The organism is Aeromonas sp. s5, from assembly GCF_040907865.1.
Taxonomy (GTDB): domain Bacteria; phylum Pseudomonadota; class Gammaproteobacteria; order Enterobacterales; family Aeromonadaceae; genus Aeromonas; species Aeromonas dhakensis.
Genome location: NZ_JBFOCO010000008.1, coordinates 60573 through 75579, shown reverse-complemented (window position 1 = coordinate 75579; position 15007 = coordinate 60573). Strand labels below are relative to the sequence as shown.

Below are 15007 nucleotides of genomic sequence, written 5' to 3'. Positions count from 1 at the left end.
CGGCAGAGGAGAAAAATGGCGGCCTTCTCTTCGCCCCCGGATCGCCTGCCGCTCCCGGGTCAGCCCAGAGTCTTGAACCACGTCATCCATTACAGGAAAGTTATGAAGCTCCTCCACACTACTGCGGCCGCGCTGTGCTGCAGCCTCCTCTTGGGCGCCGCGCCTGCGCTCGCTGTTGAATACGCCCTGCCTGCGGCCAACAGCCGCCTGGTGGGTGAAAATCTGGAATACGTGGTCCCGGCCGAAGAAAACGGCCAGCCGCTGGAGGCCGCCGCCGCCAAATTCCAGCTGGGGCTGACCAACATGCTGGAGGCCAACCCCAAGGCGGATCCCCTGCTGCTGCAGACCGGCGAGAAGCTGATCGTGCCGCACCAGCTGATCCTGCCGGATGCGCCCCGTGAAGGCATCGTGCTGAACGTGGCCGAGATGCGCCTCTACTACTACCCGAAAGGCAAGAAGGTGGTGGAAGTGCTGCCCATCGGCATCGGCCAGCTCGGTACCGATACCCCGGAAAACTGGGTGACCAGCGTGCAGCGCAAGAAGGCGGGCCCGACCTGGACCCCGACCGCCAAGATGCATGCTGAATATGCCGCCCGTGGCGAGACCCTGCCGGCAGTATGGCCGGCCGGCCCGGACAACCCCATGGGGCTGTTCGCGCTCTACATCGGCAAGATGTACGCCATCCACGGCACCAACGCCCAGTTCGGCATCGGCCTGCGGGTGAGCCACGGCTGCGTGCGCCTGCGCAACGACGACATCGAGTACCTGTTCAAGAAGGTACCGGTCGGTACCCGCGTCCAGTTCGTCAACCAGCCGATCAAGGCCAGTGTCGAGCCGGATGGCCGCCGCTACCTGGAAGTGCATCAGCCGCTCTCCCGCAATCAGGAGGAGTTCAACTCCAGCCTGCCTGCACCGCTGCCGATGACCCCGGCGGTGACCCGCTTCATCGCCCATGCCGACAGCGACTCCCAGCTGGTCAAGCAGGCGCTGGAGCAGCGCAGCGGCATGCCGATCGCGATCAATCGCTGATTGGCGCTTGCCGACATGGCCCCGACCTCTGGTCGGGGCTTTTTTTTTGCGGCCGTGGCGGGGCTCTGCCACGGATCGCGCCCGGCGGATAAGCAGTTGCTGCGTCAGGATAAAATCTGGCGGAACGGGGCAACGCTGGTCTGTTGGTTAAAGATGAAACGTTTATATTGTGTTTTCTGTTTGTTAAAAAAGGTTGAGGTCATGGGATCTGCTGATTAAGCTAGGGCGGTTTTTTTAAGGAAGAGCCCGTCGTCAGAACGGGTACACACGTCACATAACGGAGTTTTGAATGACAGCCAGCACACCCATGCTCATCACCTTTCTGGTGTACATCCTCGGGATGGTCCTGATCGGCTTTATCGCCTATCGCGCCACCCGCAACTTTGACGACTACATTCTCGGCGGACGCCGGATGGGGAGCTGGGTGACCGCCCTCTCCGCCGGTGCCTCCGACATGAGCGGCTGGCTCCTGATGGGCCTGCCGGGCGCCGTCTTCATCGGCGGCATCTCCGAGAGCTGGATCGCCATCGGCCTCACCCTGGGTGCCTACCTCAACTGGCGCTGGGTCGCCGGCCGGCTGCGGGTGCACACCGAGAAGAACCGCAACGCCCTGACCCTGCCGGACTACTTCACCTACCGCTTCGAGGACAAGAGCCGGGTGCTGCGCATCCTCTCCGCCCTGGTGATCCTGCTGTTCTTCACCATCTACTGCGCCTCCGGCGTGGTGGCCGGTGCCCGCCTGTTCGAGAGCACCTTCGGCATGAGCTATGACACCGCCCTCTGGGTCGGTGCCGCGGCCACCATCACCTACACCTTCTTCGGCGGCTTCCTCGCGGTGAGCTGGACCGATACGGTGCAGGCCACCCTGATGATCTTCGCCCTGATCCTCACCCCGGTGTTCGTCATCATCGCGGTGGGCGGCATCGACACCGCCATGGTGCAGGTGGCGGCGCAGAACGCCAGCAACCTCGACATGTTCAAGAACCTGGACTTCATCGCCATCATCTCGCTGATGGCCTGGGGCCTGGGCTACTTCGGCCAGCCCCACATCCTGGCGCGCTTCATGGCGGCGGATTCCCACCACTCCATGGCCAATGCCCGCCGCATCAGCATGACCTGGATGGTGCTGTGCCTCGGCGGCGCCGTGGCCATCGGCTTCTTCGGTCTCTCTTACTTCTCCACCTTCACCGAGCAGGCTGGCGGTGTGACTGCCAACCCGGAGCGGGTCTTCATCGAGCTCTCCAAGATCCTGTTCAACCCCTGGATCGCCGGGGTGCTGCTCTCCGCCATCCTGGCGGCGGTAATGAGTACCCTCAGTTGCCAGCTGCTGGTCTGCTCCAGCGCCATCACCGAGGATCTCTACAAGCCGTTCCTGCGCAAGAACGCCTCCCAGCAGGAGCTGGTGTGGGTCGGTCGTGCCATGGTGCTGGTGATCGCGCTCATCGCCATCAGCGTTGCCATGAACCCGGAGAACCGGGTGCTGGGGCTGGTGAGCTACGCCTGGGCCGGCTTTGGCGCCGCCTTCGGCCCCGTGGTGCTGCTCTCCGTGCTCTGGTCGCGGATGACCCGCAACGGCGCCCTGGCGGGCATGCTGGTGGGTGCCCTGACCGTCATCGTCTGGAAGCAGTTCGGCTGGCTGGGGCTCTATGAAATCATCCCGGGCTTCCTCTTCTCCGGACTCGCCATCCTGGTGTTCAGCCTGCTGGACAAGGCCCCCTCCAAGGCCATGCTGGAGCGCTTTGACGATGCCGAGCGCGAGTTCCAGACCCCGCCGGATGCGCTGGGTCAGCCGGTTGCCGTCAACTGAGTTTGCTATTGCCGGTAATAAAAAGCCCCGCGATGCGGGGCTTTTTTATGGACGACGATTTAGTCGGCGCACATCGGCGCGGGCCGCCGCACCTGTGCGCGTCAGCCAGCGGGCTTTGTCCTGATTGCTGGCTGTATGCATGGGCCCCAGATGCTGGCGGTGGGTCAGCCGGATGCCGCACAACCCCAGTACCTGCTTGTCGAGGATCCGCGAGGCGGGCTCCCCCAGCCACCAGCGGTAGTACCAGACTGGGCTGTCCATGGTGAGCAGCAGGCGCGCCGTTTTGCCTGCGAGCAGGCGCAGTGGCTGGGCCTTGCCCTTGACATATTGAAAGGCGAAGCCGGAGAGCAGGGTGCGATCCAGCAGGCCCTTGAGACGGGCCGGCATGCCACCCCACCAGAGGGGGGAGACTATCACCAGATGATGAGCGGCAGTCAGGCTCTGCTGCAACGCCAGCAGATCCGGCTCCAGCGGTGGCATAAGGTCATAGCCATGGCGCAAGTCCGGCTCGAAGGCGAGCTCGCCCACGTGCAGCAGAGTGACCTCTGCGCCTGCCTCATCGGCGCTGCGAGCATACTCGCGGGCCAGGGCATGGCAGAAACTGTCGGGTTTGGGATTGCCGTTGAGAACAAGCAGGTTGGGGATCATGGTATGGCTCCTTGAAGTGAGCCCCCATTACACCCCTTGTCCCATGGGACAGAGTCAAGCCACCTTGTGCCCCCGATCCGTTGCTGCGGGATTACCCTGCTCGTCGGGGTCGTGCCGGACCGGAGCGCCATAGCGGCAGGGGTGCTGCGCCAGCAGCGCGGCGCACTGGGTCAAGCCCTGGTGCTGGCGTTGCAGCCTGGCGACCTCCGCCGCGATCTGGGCCAGCTTGCCCGCGATAAGCTGCTCCACCTTCTGCCAGGGGAAGTGAGCGAGGCTGGTGACACCCGCGAGCAGGGGAACCAGCTCCCCGAGCTTGCAGCCAAGCCGCTGGGCCTCGCGGATAAAACCGACCCACTCCAGATCCTCGGCCCGGTAGACGCGATAACTGCCGCGCCGCCTGGGCTCGGGCAGCAGCCCGAGCTGCTCATAGAGGCGGACAGCCTTTGGGGTGGTGCCCGCCAGCCGGGCAAATTCGCCGATATACATGGTGCTGCTCGCAAAGGTTGTTCGAGTAGAGGCTCACTATAGGCCAGTGGCAGGGGGGAAATGAATCCCCGTGGGGGAGGGGCGCGTCCTTGGCGCGGCGCAGGTGGAGTGCATTGTGCAGCAGCTCTCTGGATGTAGCTTTGCCCCATAGTATGCTAGGGCGTAGCCCTCGACGGGATTTCGTCCGCCCTTCGGGCCGGGAGATGGTCGGGCTGACCCCTGATGGGGCCTGAACGGACGTCAATGGACAGGTGATTGCCGCTATAAGCAAATATGGGGTCATTATCGGAAAACCCATAAATTGAGATTATGGTGGCTCTGGAACGCCAGTCAGGGGCACCAGGTGGCCGAAAAGGGCTCCCCAAGGGGATTTCCCGATAATTTAGGAGGGTGGTGAATATCACTTTTGTCGGTCTGATGAGCGAAGCATCATCAGACAATCGCGGCAGAATGATCGTTGAAAGGTAGCCTGATAATTATCCGGCTACCTATGTGCTTTTTTATTCGCACCTGTTCGAATACGCTTCACTATTCGAACCTATGGGCTTAAGACGACCCTTGAAAGTTAACACCGCGCTTTGCGGCTGGTTTTTAGCGCAGCGGAAAACCAGTCCGACAATAGTACTTTGTTAGATCATTTACATAGATAGCCTGAATTCTTCAATTTTTGCTCCGATTAAGTCTGCGGCTCCGCCAGATGATAAAAGCATATTTTCTACGTCAGTATCATCAAGTACAAGAATCAGTTTTTGATGTACCATCCACTGTTCTCGAATGGTGTGCAAACAACCAGCAGAGTCACCGCCATTTCTAGAGAATATTATTCCAAATAGTCCTGCTCCATGAGGCTTTAGGTAATTCGCGATTTGAAGGATATCACTCTTTTTAACTTTTCTAGAGTAGTTTTTAGCATCTACCACAACATAGTCAGCGGAGTATTTTTTGCGCAAAAATGACCAAAACCCTTCCGTAGCATAATTGGGGACAATAAAATCTCTTCGGTTTGACTTGGTGAAGTCGTTAACTTCTTGAATCGGCTTATCAAGAGGAGGACAAAATAGTTCCTATATGATTTCGCCAATGAGGCTCTGATATATGTAGCAATCTTTACGACCAGGGTTACATGCCTTTAAATTTTTGAGCAAATCTTGATCTCTACTACTTTCTTGCTCTCCAGCGATGGCAGTTAGAAGCATTTTGAAGTAGCTGCTATCAGCCTTTTGTATACCTACTTTGAAATTCTTAATGAGATAGTCTGCATCCCATACCTCTATGTCATTAGATTCTAAGTTTTGCTTTATCTCGTGTGGCAATCTACCTGGTATGGCCAGGACTTTCTTGCATTCGCCTATAAGCTTGCCGTACTCCAAAATCTGTTCGACTATTTTAGAACTGTGGCTCCTTGTAATTGCTTTATTGGATTTGCACTCAATGAGAATCTTCTCTTTCCGACTATCCTCTATGAGAATGTCTGCTCTCGCCCTTTGAGTATCTCCAATTATTGCTTCGAGTTGAATATTTTTATTAGGGCTAGTTTCCTTAAGAACTTGATAAAGGAAATTTACAAACTCAATCTCTTTTGGCCCCATGTCCATATACCTATGGCAATTAGGGCATAGCAGAAGGAAATTTTCTTCCGTCAGGCATCCGCCTTGATGAAGAGGCGTAATCGAAGCCATTTCTAGAGAGATCTGCTCTCCAGAAATGGAGCACATTGCACATTTATTATTGTGTTTTGCAATGAGATTCGCCCGCATAGCAGCCGACGGAATCCTTCTTTTATTCAATGTCTGATTCATCATCTATTCTCGAATTCCACTTTTGCTCTAACTTTTACTTGTGGGGCCACGTAGCGGTCCCACACCAAGTTTTTGTTAAATAGATTGGGGGGCTTCTACATGATTCTCAACCATTGGAAGCGCTAGATCTTTAGATTGCTCTTTATATACACCTTTCCCGATGATATGTGCAATAGCATTTTTTATATTATCTACGGCACCAGGTAGGTCATTAATCCCACCAATTAATGTGGATGCAATTATTAAGGCACCAATAATTTTTCGCCAACTTGGTGCTGTTTTTGTTAATTCTGTTTTTGCTTCGTTTAAATATTGATTTAACTTGGTTTTCTGTTCTTCATTTAAATCAGATGATGCCGATACCTGAACAATTGCTGCATCAATTTCCTTAGTGATAAACCTGATATCTAGATTTGATGGTTTGAATATCTCATCATCATTATCTTTGTAACTCTCATATGTTTTTAAAAGTAACTTTACTTGATTTTTTAATCTATTTATTGCGGATAGAAGATCTTCAATTTCTGCATTGATATTCGAGAATAAAGTTACTTGTTTTGAAACGCCAAATGCTTTAGGAATAGCCCTGATTAAAATATATAAAGGTCTGAGTAGACTAATGTTTCTACCATTCAATGAAATATGTATTCTGACTTTGAATCTGGATATAACATCTTCAATTTTTGTTTCTTCAAGTATGCTATCTATTGATTTATAAATTTTTGAGTCAACAATTTCACTAACCCTTGTTAAGTGAGTTACGTTTTCAGTGAAACCTTCTAAACATGGTAAAAGCATATCTAGATCTAACCATCTAGACATATAGCGCAAACCATAAATTTCCATTTCATCTATGTTAGCGGCTATTTTGTAGAAGGTTTTTTCTAAAACCTCTAAATCTGTAATAAATTCATTTAGCTGATTCATAATTATCTATTTGACAGTGATTAGATGGAGGGCGGTACTAACACATTAATACCGCCTTCTATCTAACTCCGTTTTAGGTTGATTCGGGGAACTATAAATAATATTTAAAATCAATGACTTATCTTTCTATCTCTGAGGCCTATTGTATTCGCTTGCCCTCTTCTTTTTGCACAACCATTACAACAACATAGAAAAGTCGTGTGACCTTGGTCATGGCAAACGCCGGCATGGCTACCGCCCCTGAATTTCAGCTTCCAGTCTGCTGCTTTGTAACCAACGGGGATGGCGGAGAGGGCCATGGGTGACTCCGACGAGGCTTTGATTGCCATTCGGGTATGGTAGCGAGAGAGGAGCGCAGGGGAAGGGCGAGGTGATAAATGTTGGGGCGGGATCAACAAATTGGTCAGTGCGGCAGGGAGTGGTGCCCTTGCCGGGGGAGAGAAGCTTGTTCAGGTGCAGGGAAGGGCCGCAGCCCCTCCCTCAGGCCAGTGCCAGTTGCTGGCGGGCGCGCCACAGCCGCTCGTGGAAGAAGAACACCACAGTGTTGATGGCAGGCTCGATCAGTGCCATCACGCCGCCGGTGAGCAGCTCGCCGCTCAGCAGGTAGGCGACGCCGAAGGCCACCGAGAAGTGCACCAGGGCGAAGCTGCTGGTCTTGGCCTGAAGGCTGTGGCGGGGTTTGAGCTTGTGCCAGCCGAGATCGTGGAAGTAGAAGGCGACCGTGTTGACGGCGGGTTCGATCAGGGCGATCAGGCTGGCGGTGAGCAGTTCACCGGTCAGCAGGTAAGCCACGGTGAAGGCCACGGTGAAGTGCAAAACGGCAAAGCTGATGGTCTTTTTCATGATGGCGGCTCCCTCTGGTGATGAGCAGAGTATCCCCCGAAATTCCATTAAATGAAAACCATTCTCATCTAATGGTTGGATAGGGACGACCTATCAAGTGAGAACGCCCTCACCGGATTGGGAGTTGCCTGGGGCCACAGCGGCGCTAGAGTGAGCCTTTGCCATGAAAAAGGAGCTTTCATGCATATGAATATCAACGCCACCCTGATGGGGCAGTTCATCCTGTTGCTGATGATCATCGTCGGCGTCGTGGCCTGGCGACTGGCCCGCCGCAAGAGCGAGCATCCGGTGCTGATCACAGTGCTGTGCATGCTGCTCAGCCTGGCCCCGCCTTTCGCCCTGCTGGCGCTGCTTATTCTGGCGCTCTGGCGGGATCTCCCGGGCAAAACGTGAGGTTGGCCGACATGCTAAAAGCCCCGTGACGGGGCTTTGTTTTTTGCGCGTCTCCCGCGCAACTGCCGATGGGGGTGGCAAGAGGCGGGCAAGGGGTTCACCGGCTGAGGGCTGCGATCCGCTCATGGGCCTGGCGCATGCCCTGCTCCGCCCCGTGGGGGCGCAGGTCCATCCCCTCCGCGTAGACGAACTCTACCTGCGCGATGCCCATCAGGCCGAGCACGGACTCGAGGTAGGGGGTGACTGCATCCGTTGCCTGTCCTTGATGCACGCCGCCGCGGCTGCTGAACACCAGAGCTTTTACCCCCTCCACCAGCCCCATGGGGTAGCTGTCGGTGTAGCGAAAGGTGACCCTGGCCCGTGCCACCAGATCGAACCAGTTCTTGAGCGGGGTCGGCACGTTGAGGTTGTACATGGGGGCGCCGATCAGCAGCAGGTCGGCGGCCTTGAACTCGGCAATCAGTTGATCCGACAGCACCACCGCCTGGCGGATGGCCTCGCTGGCTGGTTCGGCCCCCCGCAGGGCGTGAAACAGTGCGCTGTCCAGTGGTGGCAGGGCGAGGGCGGGCAGGTCGCGTACCACCACCTGGTCCTGGTGGCCCTGCTCCCGGCGCACTTGCAGAAAGTGCTCCATCAACTGGTTGGTGCGGGACTCGGGGCCGTTGAGGCTGGATTGCAGCAGCAGGATCTGACTCATGAGGTGAACTCCATCTGACAAATGTGGGGATGGAGGGAGCTTATCAGTCATTTTTTTCCGCAGTGCTGATACTATTTCGCCATATTGGTTCCACAAGGTATGCAATAGATGGCAAACAGCCTCAATGGCCTCGATCTGTTCGCCAGCGTGGTGGAGGCGGGCAGTTTCGCTCAGGCCGCCGAGCGGCTCCACCTCACCCGCTCGGCGGTGGGCAAAGGGATTGCCCGGCTCGAGCAGCGTCTCGGCGTCCAGCTGTTTCACCGCACCACACGCAGCCAGAGCCTGACCGAGGAGGGGGCGCTGTTCCATCGCCACTGCCTGCGGGCGCTGGAGGAGGTGCGCCTCGGCGAGGCGGCGCTGGCCAGCAACAAGCTCACTCTCAACGGCAGCCTCAAGGTCTCCATGCCGGTGCTGTTCGGTCAGCTGTGCGTGGCGCCCCTGCTGCTGGAGCTGGCGCAGGCTCATCCCGGGCTGGCGCTGTCGCTGTCGTTCAGCGATCGCAAGGTGGATCTGGTGGAGGAGGGGCTCGATCTGGTGATCCGCAACGGGGAGCCGCCGGACAGCCTGGATCTGGCGGCGCGCCGGCTCGGCGAGCACGGCATGACGCTCTGCGCTGCGCCCGCCTATCTGGCCGAGCGGGGCGAACCGATGACGCTGGCGGATCTGGCCCAGCACGAGGGCATCGCCTATCTGCGGCAGGGGCGGGTGCTGGCGTGGCAGTGGCAGCTGGATGGCCAGTGGCAATCGGTGCGACCGACGGGGCGTCTGCAGCTGGACGATCTGCACGCCATCACTCAGGCAGCCATCGCGGGCTTTGGTCTCGCCTGGTTGCCGAACTGGCTGGCACGCCCGCACCTTGAGCGGGGCGAGCTGCGCGAAGTGCTGGGCTCCCTCAAGGGGCGGAGCTACCCCATCAATGCCCTCTGGCCCCATAGCCCGCATCTGCCGCTCAAGACCAGAATGGCCATCGACTGGCTGGCGAGCCGGCTGCCGGAGCGGCTTGCCAGCGTGGCGGGGGCGGGCAGTCATGGTCAATAAAAAGGGCCTGCAGTGGCAGGCCCTTGGCGGTGTGCGAGTGATGCAAGGCGTTACGCTTCAACCTTGTTGAGCCACTCGACCTTGTACTGGGCGCCGGCGCCCTGCGCCAGCTTGGCACAGAGGGGTTTGAGGAAGGCTTCAATCTGCTCGTCCAGCAGCCAGGGGGGGCTCACTATCAGCATGCCTGAGCCGTTCATGCCCCAGTCGGCAGTCTGACCGGCCACTTCCAGCTCGGCCACCAAGACGTTACCGAAGTTCTCGCGCTTGATGGCGCGCAGCATGTCGCGGGATTTGTCCGCCTCTTCCCCCAGAATGGGATACCAGAGGGCGTAGATGCCGGTGGCCCAGCGTTTTTGCGCCTTTTTCAGGGTATCGACCACCGCGAAGTAATCTTCCTTGAGCTCATAGGGCGGGTCGATCAGTACCAGGCCGCGGCGCGGGGTGGGCGGCAGCAGGGCCACCAGCCCCTCGAAGCCGTCACGGTGGTGGACGGCGACGCGGGGGTCGTAACCCATGTTGGCGCGCAGATCGTCCACCTCGTTGTTGTGCAGCTCCATCAGCGCCAGCTTGTCCTGCTCGCGGGCGAGGCGGCGCGACAGCTCCGGCGAGCCGGGGTAGTAGTGCAACTGACCATCGCAGTTCATCTCCTCGATGACGCCGAGATAGGGTGCCATGGTGGACCACTGGGCCCGCTCGTCCCACAGCCGGCCAATGCCGTCGGCGTATTCCGCCTTCTTCTGCGACCAGTCGCCGCGCAGGTCGTAGAGACCGCCACCGGCATGGGTGTCCAGCACGATGAAGGGTTTCTCCTTCTTCTTGAGGGACTCGATGATCAGGGCCTGAACGGTGTGTTTCAGCACGTCGGCGTGGTTGCCGGCATGAAAGGCGTGGCGATAACTCAGCATATTAGGTCTCTGAGGGGGCCCTGCTGGGCCCCCAGTAACAATAGATAGTTCAACAAGTTGCGGCTGTTGCCGCGAAACAGGGTGAGGCTGCGCAGGGTCTGCAGCAGCACCCCTTGTTGCAGCCGCTCCAGCTCCAGCTCGTGGGCCAGCATGGCCTGATACTCCTGCTCGCCGAGCCGCGCCTTGGCGCTCGAACGCAGGGTGCGCCAGGGGCCGAGCACCGCCTCGGTCTGCACCAGCGCCGGTTGCAGGTCGGTCAGATCGACCGGGATCCCGCACTGATCCAGCCGGTGCAGCAACAGGGCCAGATTGACGTTGCCCCCCTGCGCCTGCACGCTGAGCCAGTCCTGGCTGCGGGCGCCGTACACCTCGCCGCTCCACTGCCAGAAGTCGAGCGGGCCCGGCAGTTCGTGGGCGGCGATCCGCTCGCTCGCCATCAGCTGTTCGTCACGCAAGGAAGGCCTGCTCCATGGTTTCCAGCTCCTCACTGAGGCTCATCCACTCCAGCTCCACCCCTTCCAGCTCCTCCTTGATGGGGCCCTGGGACTTGAGCAGCTCGGAGAGCTTCTGCTTGGCGCTCTCTTCATAGATGGCGGGGTCGGCCAGCTGCTCTTCCACCGCGGCCAGCTTGGCCTGCAGTTTCTCCATGCTGGTTTCGAGCTTCTCCAGCTTCTGGCGCAGCGGCCGGGTCGCTTGCCGGAACTCCGCCTCGCGCCGCTTCTGATCCTTGCGCGCCACCGCCGAGTTGGCGGAGATCGGGCCATCGTCCGGTTTGGCGTTGGCCTCTTTCTCCTGCTCGCCGAGCCACTTGTGGTAGTCGTCCAGATCGCCGTCGAACGGTTCGACCCGGCCACCGTGCACCAGATAGAAGTCATCCGTGGTGGTACGCAGCAGGTGCCGGTCGTGGGAGACCACCACCATGGCGCCCTCGAAGCCTTGCAGCGCCATGGTCAGGGCGTGGCGCATCTCCAGATCCAGGTGGTTGGTCGGTTCATCCAGCAGCAAGAGGTTGGGCTTTTGCCAGGTGATGAGGGCCAGCACCAGCCGCGCCTTCTCGCCGCCGGAGAAGGGGGCGACTTTGTCGAGCGCCTTGTCACCGTGAAAGCCAAAGCTGCCGAGGTAGTTGCGCAGCTCCTGCTCGGTCTTGTCCGGCGCGAGGCGCACCAGGTGATCGAGGGGCGAGTCATCCAGGCGCAGGGTCTCCAGCTGATGCTGGGCGAAGTAGCCGATGCTGACCCCGGCGCTCACCTCGAGCTTGCCGGAGAGCGGCGGGTTGGAGCCCGCCAGCATCTTGATGAAGGTGGATTTGCCGGCGCCGTTGCGACCGAGCAGGCCGATGCGCGAACCCGGTACCAGGTTGAGTTTGATCTTCTCCAGGATCACCTTGTCGCCGTAACCGGCGCTGAGGTTCTCCATGGCAATCAGCGGGGTCGGCAGGGCCGAGGGCTCGCGAAACTCGAAGCTGAATTCGGAGTCGGCGTGGGCGGGCAGGATCTTCTCCATCCGCTCCATGGCCTTCAATCGGCTCTGGGCCTGGCGCGCCTTGGAGGCCTTGTAGCGGAAGCGGTCCACATAGGATTGCATGTGGGCCATCTCCCGCTGCTGCTTCTCGTACATGGACTGCTGCTGGGCCAGGTGTTCGGCGCGCTGCAGTTCGAAGTCGGAGTAGCCACCGCTGTATTCGTTGAGCTTGCCGTTCTCGATATGGATGATGCGAGTCACCACAGAGTCGAGGAAGTCGCGGTCGTGAGAGATGAGCACCAGCGTGCCCTGATAGCCCTTGAGCCACTTCTCCAACCAGATGACGGCATCGAGATCCAGGTGGTTGGTCGGTTCATCGAGCAGCAGCAGATCGGAGCGGCACAACAGCGCCTGGGCGAGGTTGAGGCGCATGCGCCAGCCACCGGAGAAGCTGCGTACCGGCGAGCCAAGCTGCTCGTCGCCAAAGCCGAGGCCGTGCAACAGCTCGGCGGCGCGGGCGCGAATGCTGTAGGCACCTATGGTGTCGAGCTTGCCGTGCAGTTCGGCCACCAGCAGACCGTTGTCATCCCGCTCGGCCTGGGCCAGCTCGGCCTCCAGTGCGCGGAACTCCTTGTCGCCGTCGATCACGTAGTCGAGGGCGGAGCAGTCCAGCGCCGGGGTCTCCTGTGCCACCCCGGCAATCTGCCAGCCGGCGGGCAGGCTGAAGCTGCCGCTGTCGATGGCCAGCTCGCCCCGTACCAGTGCAAAAAAGGTGGACTTGCCACAGCCGTTCTTGCCCACCAGACCCACTTTGTGGCCGGGGTGAATGGTGGCGGATGCGTTGTCCAGCAGCTTGCGGCCGCCGCGGATCAGTTCGATTTGACTGGCAACTATCATGGATTGGTCTGCTTGGCTCAAATAAAGGAGAAAAACTGGCGCGGATCTTACGTGAAATGGCGCCGGTTTGCACTTTAGGTACGGGCCTGCTACTGGCTGGCACCACAAAAACATGTCATAACAGAACTATCAAACAGTATGACGGTGGAGGCTAGCATGCTGCATATCAGGGACATCATGACGACCCGGGTCGCCACCGTATCCATGGACGACAGGTTGAGCGTCATCAAGGAGATCTTCGAGCAGGCCCACTTTCGCCACCTGCTGGTGCTGGAAGAGGAGAAGCTGGTAGGAGTCATCTCCGATCGCGACCTGTTTCGCGCCATCAGCCCCTATCTCGACTCCGAGGCCGAGATGAGCCGCGACACCGAGACCCTCAACCGTCGCGCCCACCAGATCATGAGCCGCCACCCCATCACCATCGCTCCCCAGCTCACGGTGCGGGAGGGGGTCAAGCTGATGCTGGAGAAGAACGTCTCCTGCCTGCCGGTGCTGGAAAACGGCGCCCTGGTCGGCATCATCAGCTGGAAGGATCTGCTGCGCGCCGCCCTCGACAACGACGCCTTCTAGCCCGCCGGCACGGCTTGCAAGAGAATGAAAAAGGGCTCCGCGGAGCCCTTTGTTGTTGGTCACTGGCGCCTGCCTTCGTGTCAGGGCAGCGGCTCTACCAGCAGGATATGGGAGTCATGCCCCGTCACCCGCACCTTGCTGCCGGCGAGCAGTGGCTGGCTGCAGCGCACCGTCCAGGCGGTGTCGTCCAGGTGTACCCGGCTCATCCCCTGAGTCACGTCATCCAGCAGCACCAGCTCGCGCCCCAGATACCCCTGCATCCGCTCGTTGATGGGGGCGGCGGCATCTTGATCGGAGCGATCCCGGCGGTGCTGCCAGCGCCACCAGGCCCAGGTGGTGAGCAGGGATTGCAGGGCGAACAGCAGCAGCTGGGCCTGCCAGCCGAAGGGCCAGACCAGCAGCAGCAGGCCCACCTCCAGCGCGGCGATGCCGGTCCAGAGCAGAAAGCCCACCGAGCCCAGCACTTCGATGGCCAGCAGCACGAAGCCGAGCCCCAGCCAGTGCCAGTGGGTCAGCCCCTCGAACAGGGCTGTCATGACTTGCCGCCCTTGCCATCCTTGAACAGCTCGGCCATGCCGGCCACGGCGCCGATCAGGCTGCCCGCCTCCAGCGGCATCATCACCACCTTGCTGTTGGGGCCTTCACCGATGCGGGCCAGCGCCTCTGTGTATTTCTGGGCCACGAAGTAGTTGATGGCCTGCAGATCCCCTTCGGCGATGGCTTTTGACACCATGTGGGTCGCCTTGGCTTCCGCCTCGGCGGCCCGCTCGCGCGCTTCGGCGGCGAGGAAGGCGGCCTGACGCTCACCCTCGGCCTTGAGGATCTGGGACTGCTTCTCACCTTCCGCTTTCAGGATCTTGGACTGGCGCACCCCTTCGGCTTCCAGCACCTCGGCCCGTTTCTGGCGCTCGGCCTTCATCTGGGCGTTCATGGCTTCGACCAGCGCCAGCGGCGGACGTACATCCTTGATCTCGATCCGGGTCACCTTGATGCCCCAGGGGGCGGTGGCCGCATCCATGGTGCGCAGCAGCTTCTCGTTGATGGTGTCGCGCTGGGAGAGCATCTCGTCCAGCTCCATGGCGCCCAGCACGGTCCGCATATTGGTCATGGTCAGGTTGCGGATGGCGCTGGTGAGATCGTTGACCTCGTAGCCCGCCTTGCGGGCGTCCACCACCTGCACGAAGCTGATGGCGTCTATGGTCACGTTGGCGTTGTCGCGGGAGATCACCTCTTGCGCCGGGATGTCCAGCACCTGCTCCATCATGATGATCTTGTGGCCGATGCGATCTATGTAGGGGATCAGCAGGTTGAGGCCGGGGGAGAGGGTGCGGGTGTAGCGGCCGAAGCGCTCCACGGTCCAGTTGTAACCCTGCGGCACTATCTTGATACCGGCACTCAGGGTGAGAAGTACCAGAAACACAAAGATCCCCAGCACAATCAATGACTCATTCATCATTTAGCTCCTTATGAAACACTTTCACTAGCCTATGGCCTTGCGTGCGGCACC

At 59.2% G+C, this 15007-nt stretch carries 17 protein-coding genes; 5 read left to right on the top strand and 12 right to left on the bottom strand.

The features are described 5' to 3' along the window. Positions 1–102 precede the first annotated feature (102 nt). Positions 103–1029 (top strand): L,D-transpeptidase family protein, encoded by a 927-nt coding sequence (locus AB5Y94_RS06310; protein ID WP_005304791.1) that lies wholly within the window; start codon positions 103–105, stop codon positions 1027–1029. Between the two features lie 289 nt (positions 1030–1318). After that, complete coding sequence (putP, locus tag AB5Y94_RS06305; protein WP_368205205.1) at positions 1319–2836, top strand: sodium/proline symporter PutP; 1518 nt, start codon at positions 1319–1321, stop codon at positions 2834–2836. Positions 2837–2881: 45 nt separating this feature from the next. Here putP and AB5Y94_RS06300 read toward each other — a convergent pair whose 3' ends face one another. The 6 genes from AB5Y94_RS06300 to AB5Y94_RS06275 all read right to left on the bottom strand — a co-directional run bounded on the left by AB5Y94_RS06300 (position 2882) and on the right by AB5Y94_RS06275 (position 7539). Continuing rightward, positions 2882–3484, bottom strand: a complete 603-nt coding sequence (locus AB5Y94_RS06300) for an NAD(P)H-dependent oxidoreductase (protein ID WP_368205204.1) — start codon at positions 3482–3484, stop codon at positions 2882–2884. A gap of 54 nt (positions 3485–3538) precedes the next feature. After that, the gene (locus AB5Y94_RS06295; protein ID WP_368205203.1) at positions 3539–3970 is read right to left on the bottom strand and encodes a MerR family transcriptional regulator; all 432 of its coding nucleotides are present in this window, start codon (positions 3968–3970) and stop codon (positions 3539–3541) included. A gap of 638 nt (positions 3971–4608) precedes the next feature. Further along, entirely contained in the window at positions 4609–4920 is a 312-nt protein-coding gene (locus AB5Y94_RS06290) for a hypothetical protein (protein ID WP_368205202.1), read from the bottom strand. A gap of 114 nt (positions 4921–5034) precedes the next feature. Continuing rightward, the gene (locus tag AB5Y94_RS06285; protein WP_368205201.1) at positions 5035–5769 is read right to left on the bottom strand and encodes an HNH endonuclease; all 735 of its coding nucleotides are present in this window, start codon (positions 5767–5769) and stop codon (positions 5035–5037) included. Positions 5770–5844: 75 nt separating this feature from the next. Then, positions 5845–6696: a hypothetical protein gene (locus AB5Y94_RS06280; protein ID WP_368205200.1), complete on the bottom strand. Its 852-nt coding sequence runs from the start codon at positions 6694–6696 to the stop codon at positions 5845–5847. Positions 6697–7176: 480 nt separating this feature from the next. After that, on the bottom strand, positions 7177–7539 hold the full coding sequence (locus tag AB5Y94_RS06275; RefSeq protein ID WP_368205199.1) for a DUF2061 domain-containing protein: 363 nt from the start codon (positions 7537–7539) through the stop codon (positions 7177–7179). 186 nt (positions 7540–7725) lie between these two features. Between AB5Y94_RS06275 and AB5Y94_RS06270 the strand changes: the two genes are divergently transcribed. After that, positions 7726–7932, top strand: a complete 207-nt coding sequence (locus tag AB5Y94_RS06270; RefSeq protein ID WP_016351920.1) for a hypothetical protein — start codon at positions 7726–7728, stop codon at positions 7930–7932. Between the two features lie 97 nt (positions 7933–8029). Here the strand turns inward: AB5Y94_RS06270 and AB5Y94_RS06265 are convergent, their stop codons facing one another. Beyond that, on the bottom strand, positions 8030–8629 hold the full coding sequence (locus AB5Y94_RS06265; RefSeq protein ID WP_368205198.1) for an FMN-dependent NADH-azoreductase: 600 nt from the start codon (positions 8627–8629) through the stop codon (positions 8030–8032). A gap of 108 nt (positions 8630–8737) precedes the next feature. On the opposite strand from AB5Y94_RS06265, the gene AB5Y94_RS06260 reads away from it, so the two are divergent. Then, a complete protein-coding gene (locus AB5Y94_RS06260) occupies positions 8738–9667 on the top strand; it encodes a LysR family transcriptional regulator (protein WP_368205197.1) in 930 nt (309 codons plus the stop codon). A 50-nt stretch (positions 9668–9717) separates the two neighbouring features. Here the strand turns inward: AB5Y94_RS06260 and AB5Y94_RS06255 are convergent, their stop codons facing one another. The 3 genes from AB5Y94_RS06255 to AB5Y94_RS06245 are packed head-to-tail and all read right to left on the bottom strand — an operon-like array spanning position 9718 to position 12930. After that, a complete protein-coding gene (locus AB5Y94_RS06255; RefSeq protein WP_368205196.1) occupies positions 9718–10572 on the bottom strand; it encodes a 23S rRNA (adenine(2030)-N(6))-methyltransferase RlmJ in 855 nt (284 codons plus the stop codon). Further along, positions 10566–11027: a DUF2390 domain-containing protein gene (locus AB5Y94_RS06250; protein WP_016351916.1), complete on the bottom strand. Its 462-nt coding sequence runs from the start codon at positions 11025–11027 to the stop codon at positions 10566–10568. The genes AB5Y94_RS06255 and AB5Y94_RS06250 overlap by 7 nt, the downstream gene beginning before the upstream one ends. Further along, on the bottom strand, positions 11020–12930 hold the full coding sequence (locus tag AB5Y94_RS06245) for an ABC transporter ATP-binding protein (RefSeq protein WP_368205195.1): 1911 nt from the start codon (positions 12928–12930) through the stop codon (positions 11020–11022). The genes AB5Y94_RS06250 and AB5Y94_RS06245 overlap by 8 nt, the downstream gene beginning before the upstream one ends. 156 nt (positions 12931–13086) lie before the next feature. Here AB5Y94_RS06245 and AB5Y94_RS06240 point away from each other — a divergent pair, with 156 nt between their 5' ends. Further along, on the top strand, positions 13087–13500 hold the full coding sequence (locus tag AB5Y94_RS06240; RefSeq protein WP_368205194.1) for a CBS domain-containing protein: 414 nt from the start codon (positions 13087–13089) through the stop codon (positions 13498–13500). An 80-nt stretch (positions 13501–13580) separates the two neighbouring features. Here the strand turns inward: AB5Y94_RS06240 and AB5Y94_RS06235 are convergent, their stop codons facing one another. After that, positions 13581–14036 (bottom strand): NfeD family protein, encoded by a 456-nt coding sequence (locus AB5Y94_RS06235; RefSeq protein WP_010636234.1) that lies wholly within the window; start codon positions 14034–14036, stop codon positions 13581–13583. Then, a complete protein-coding gene (locus AB5Y94_RS06230; RefSeq protein ID WP_005304750.1) occupies positions 14033–14953 on the bottom strand; it encodes an SPFH domain-containing protein in 921 nt (306 codons plus the stop codon). The genes AB5Y94_RS06235 and AB5Y94_RS06230 overlap by 4 nt, the downstream gene beginning before the upstream one ends. Between the last annotated feature and the right edge of the window lie 54 nt (positions 14954–15007).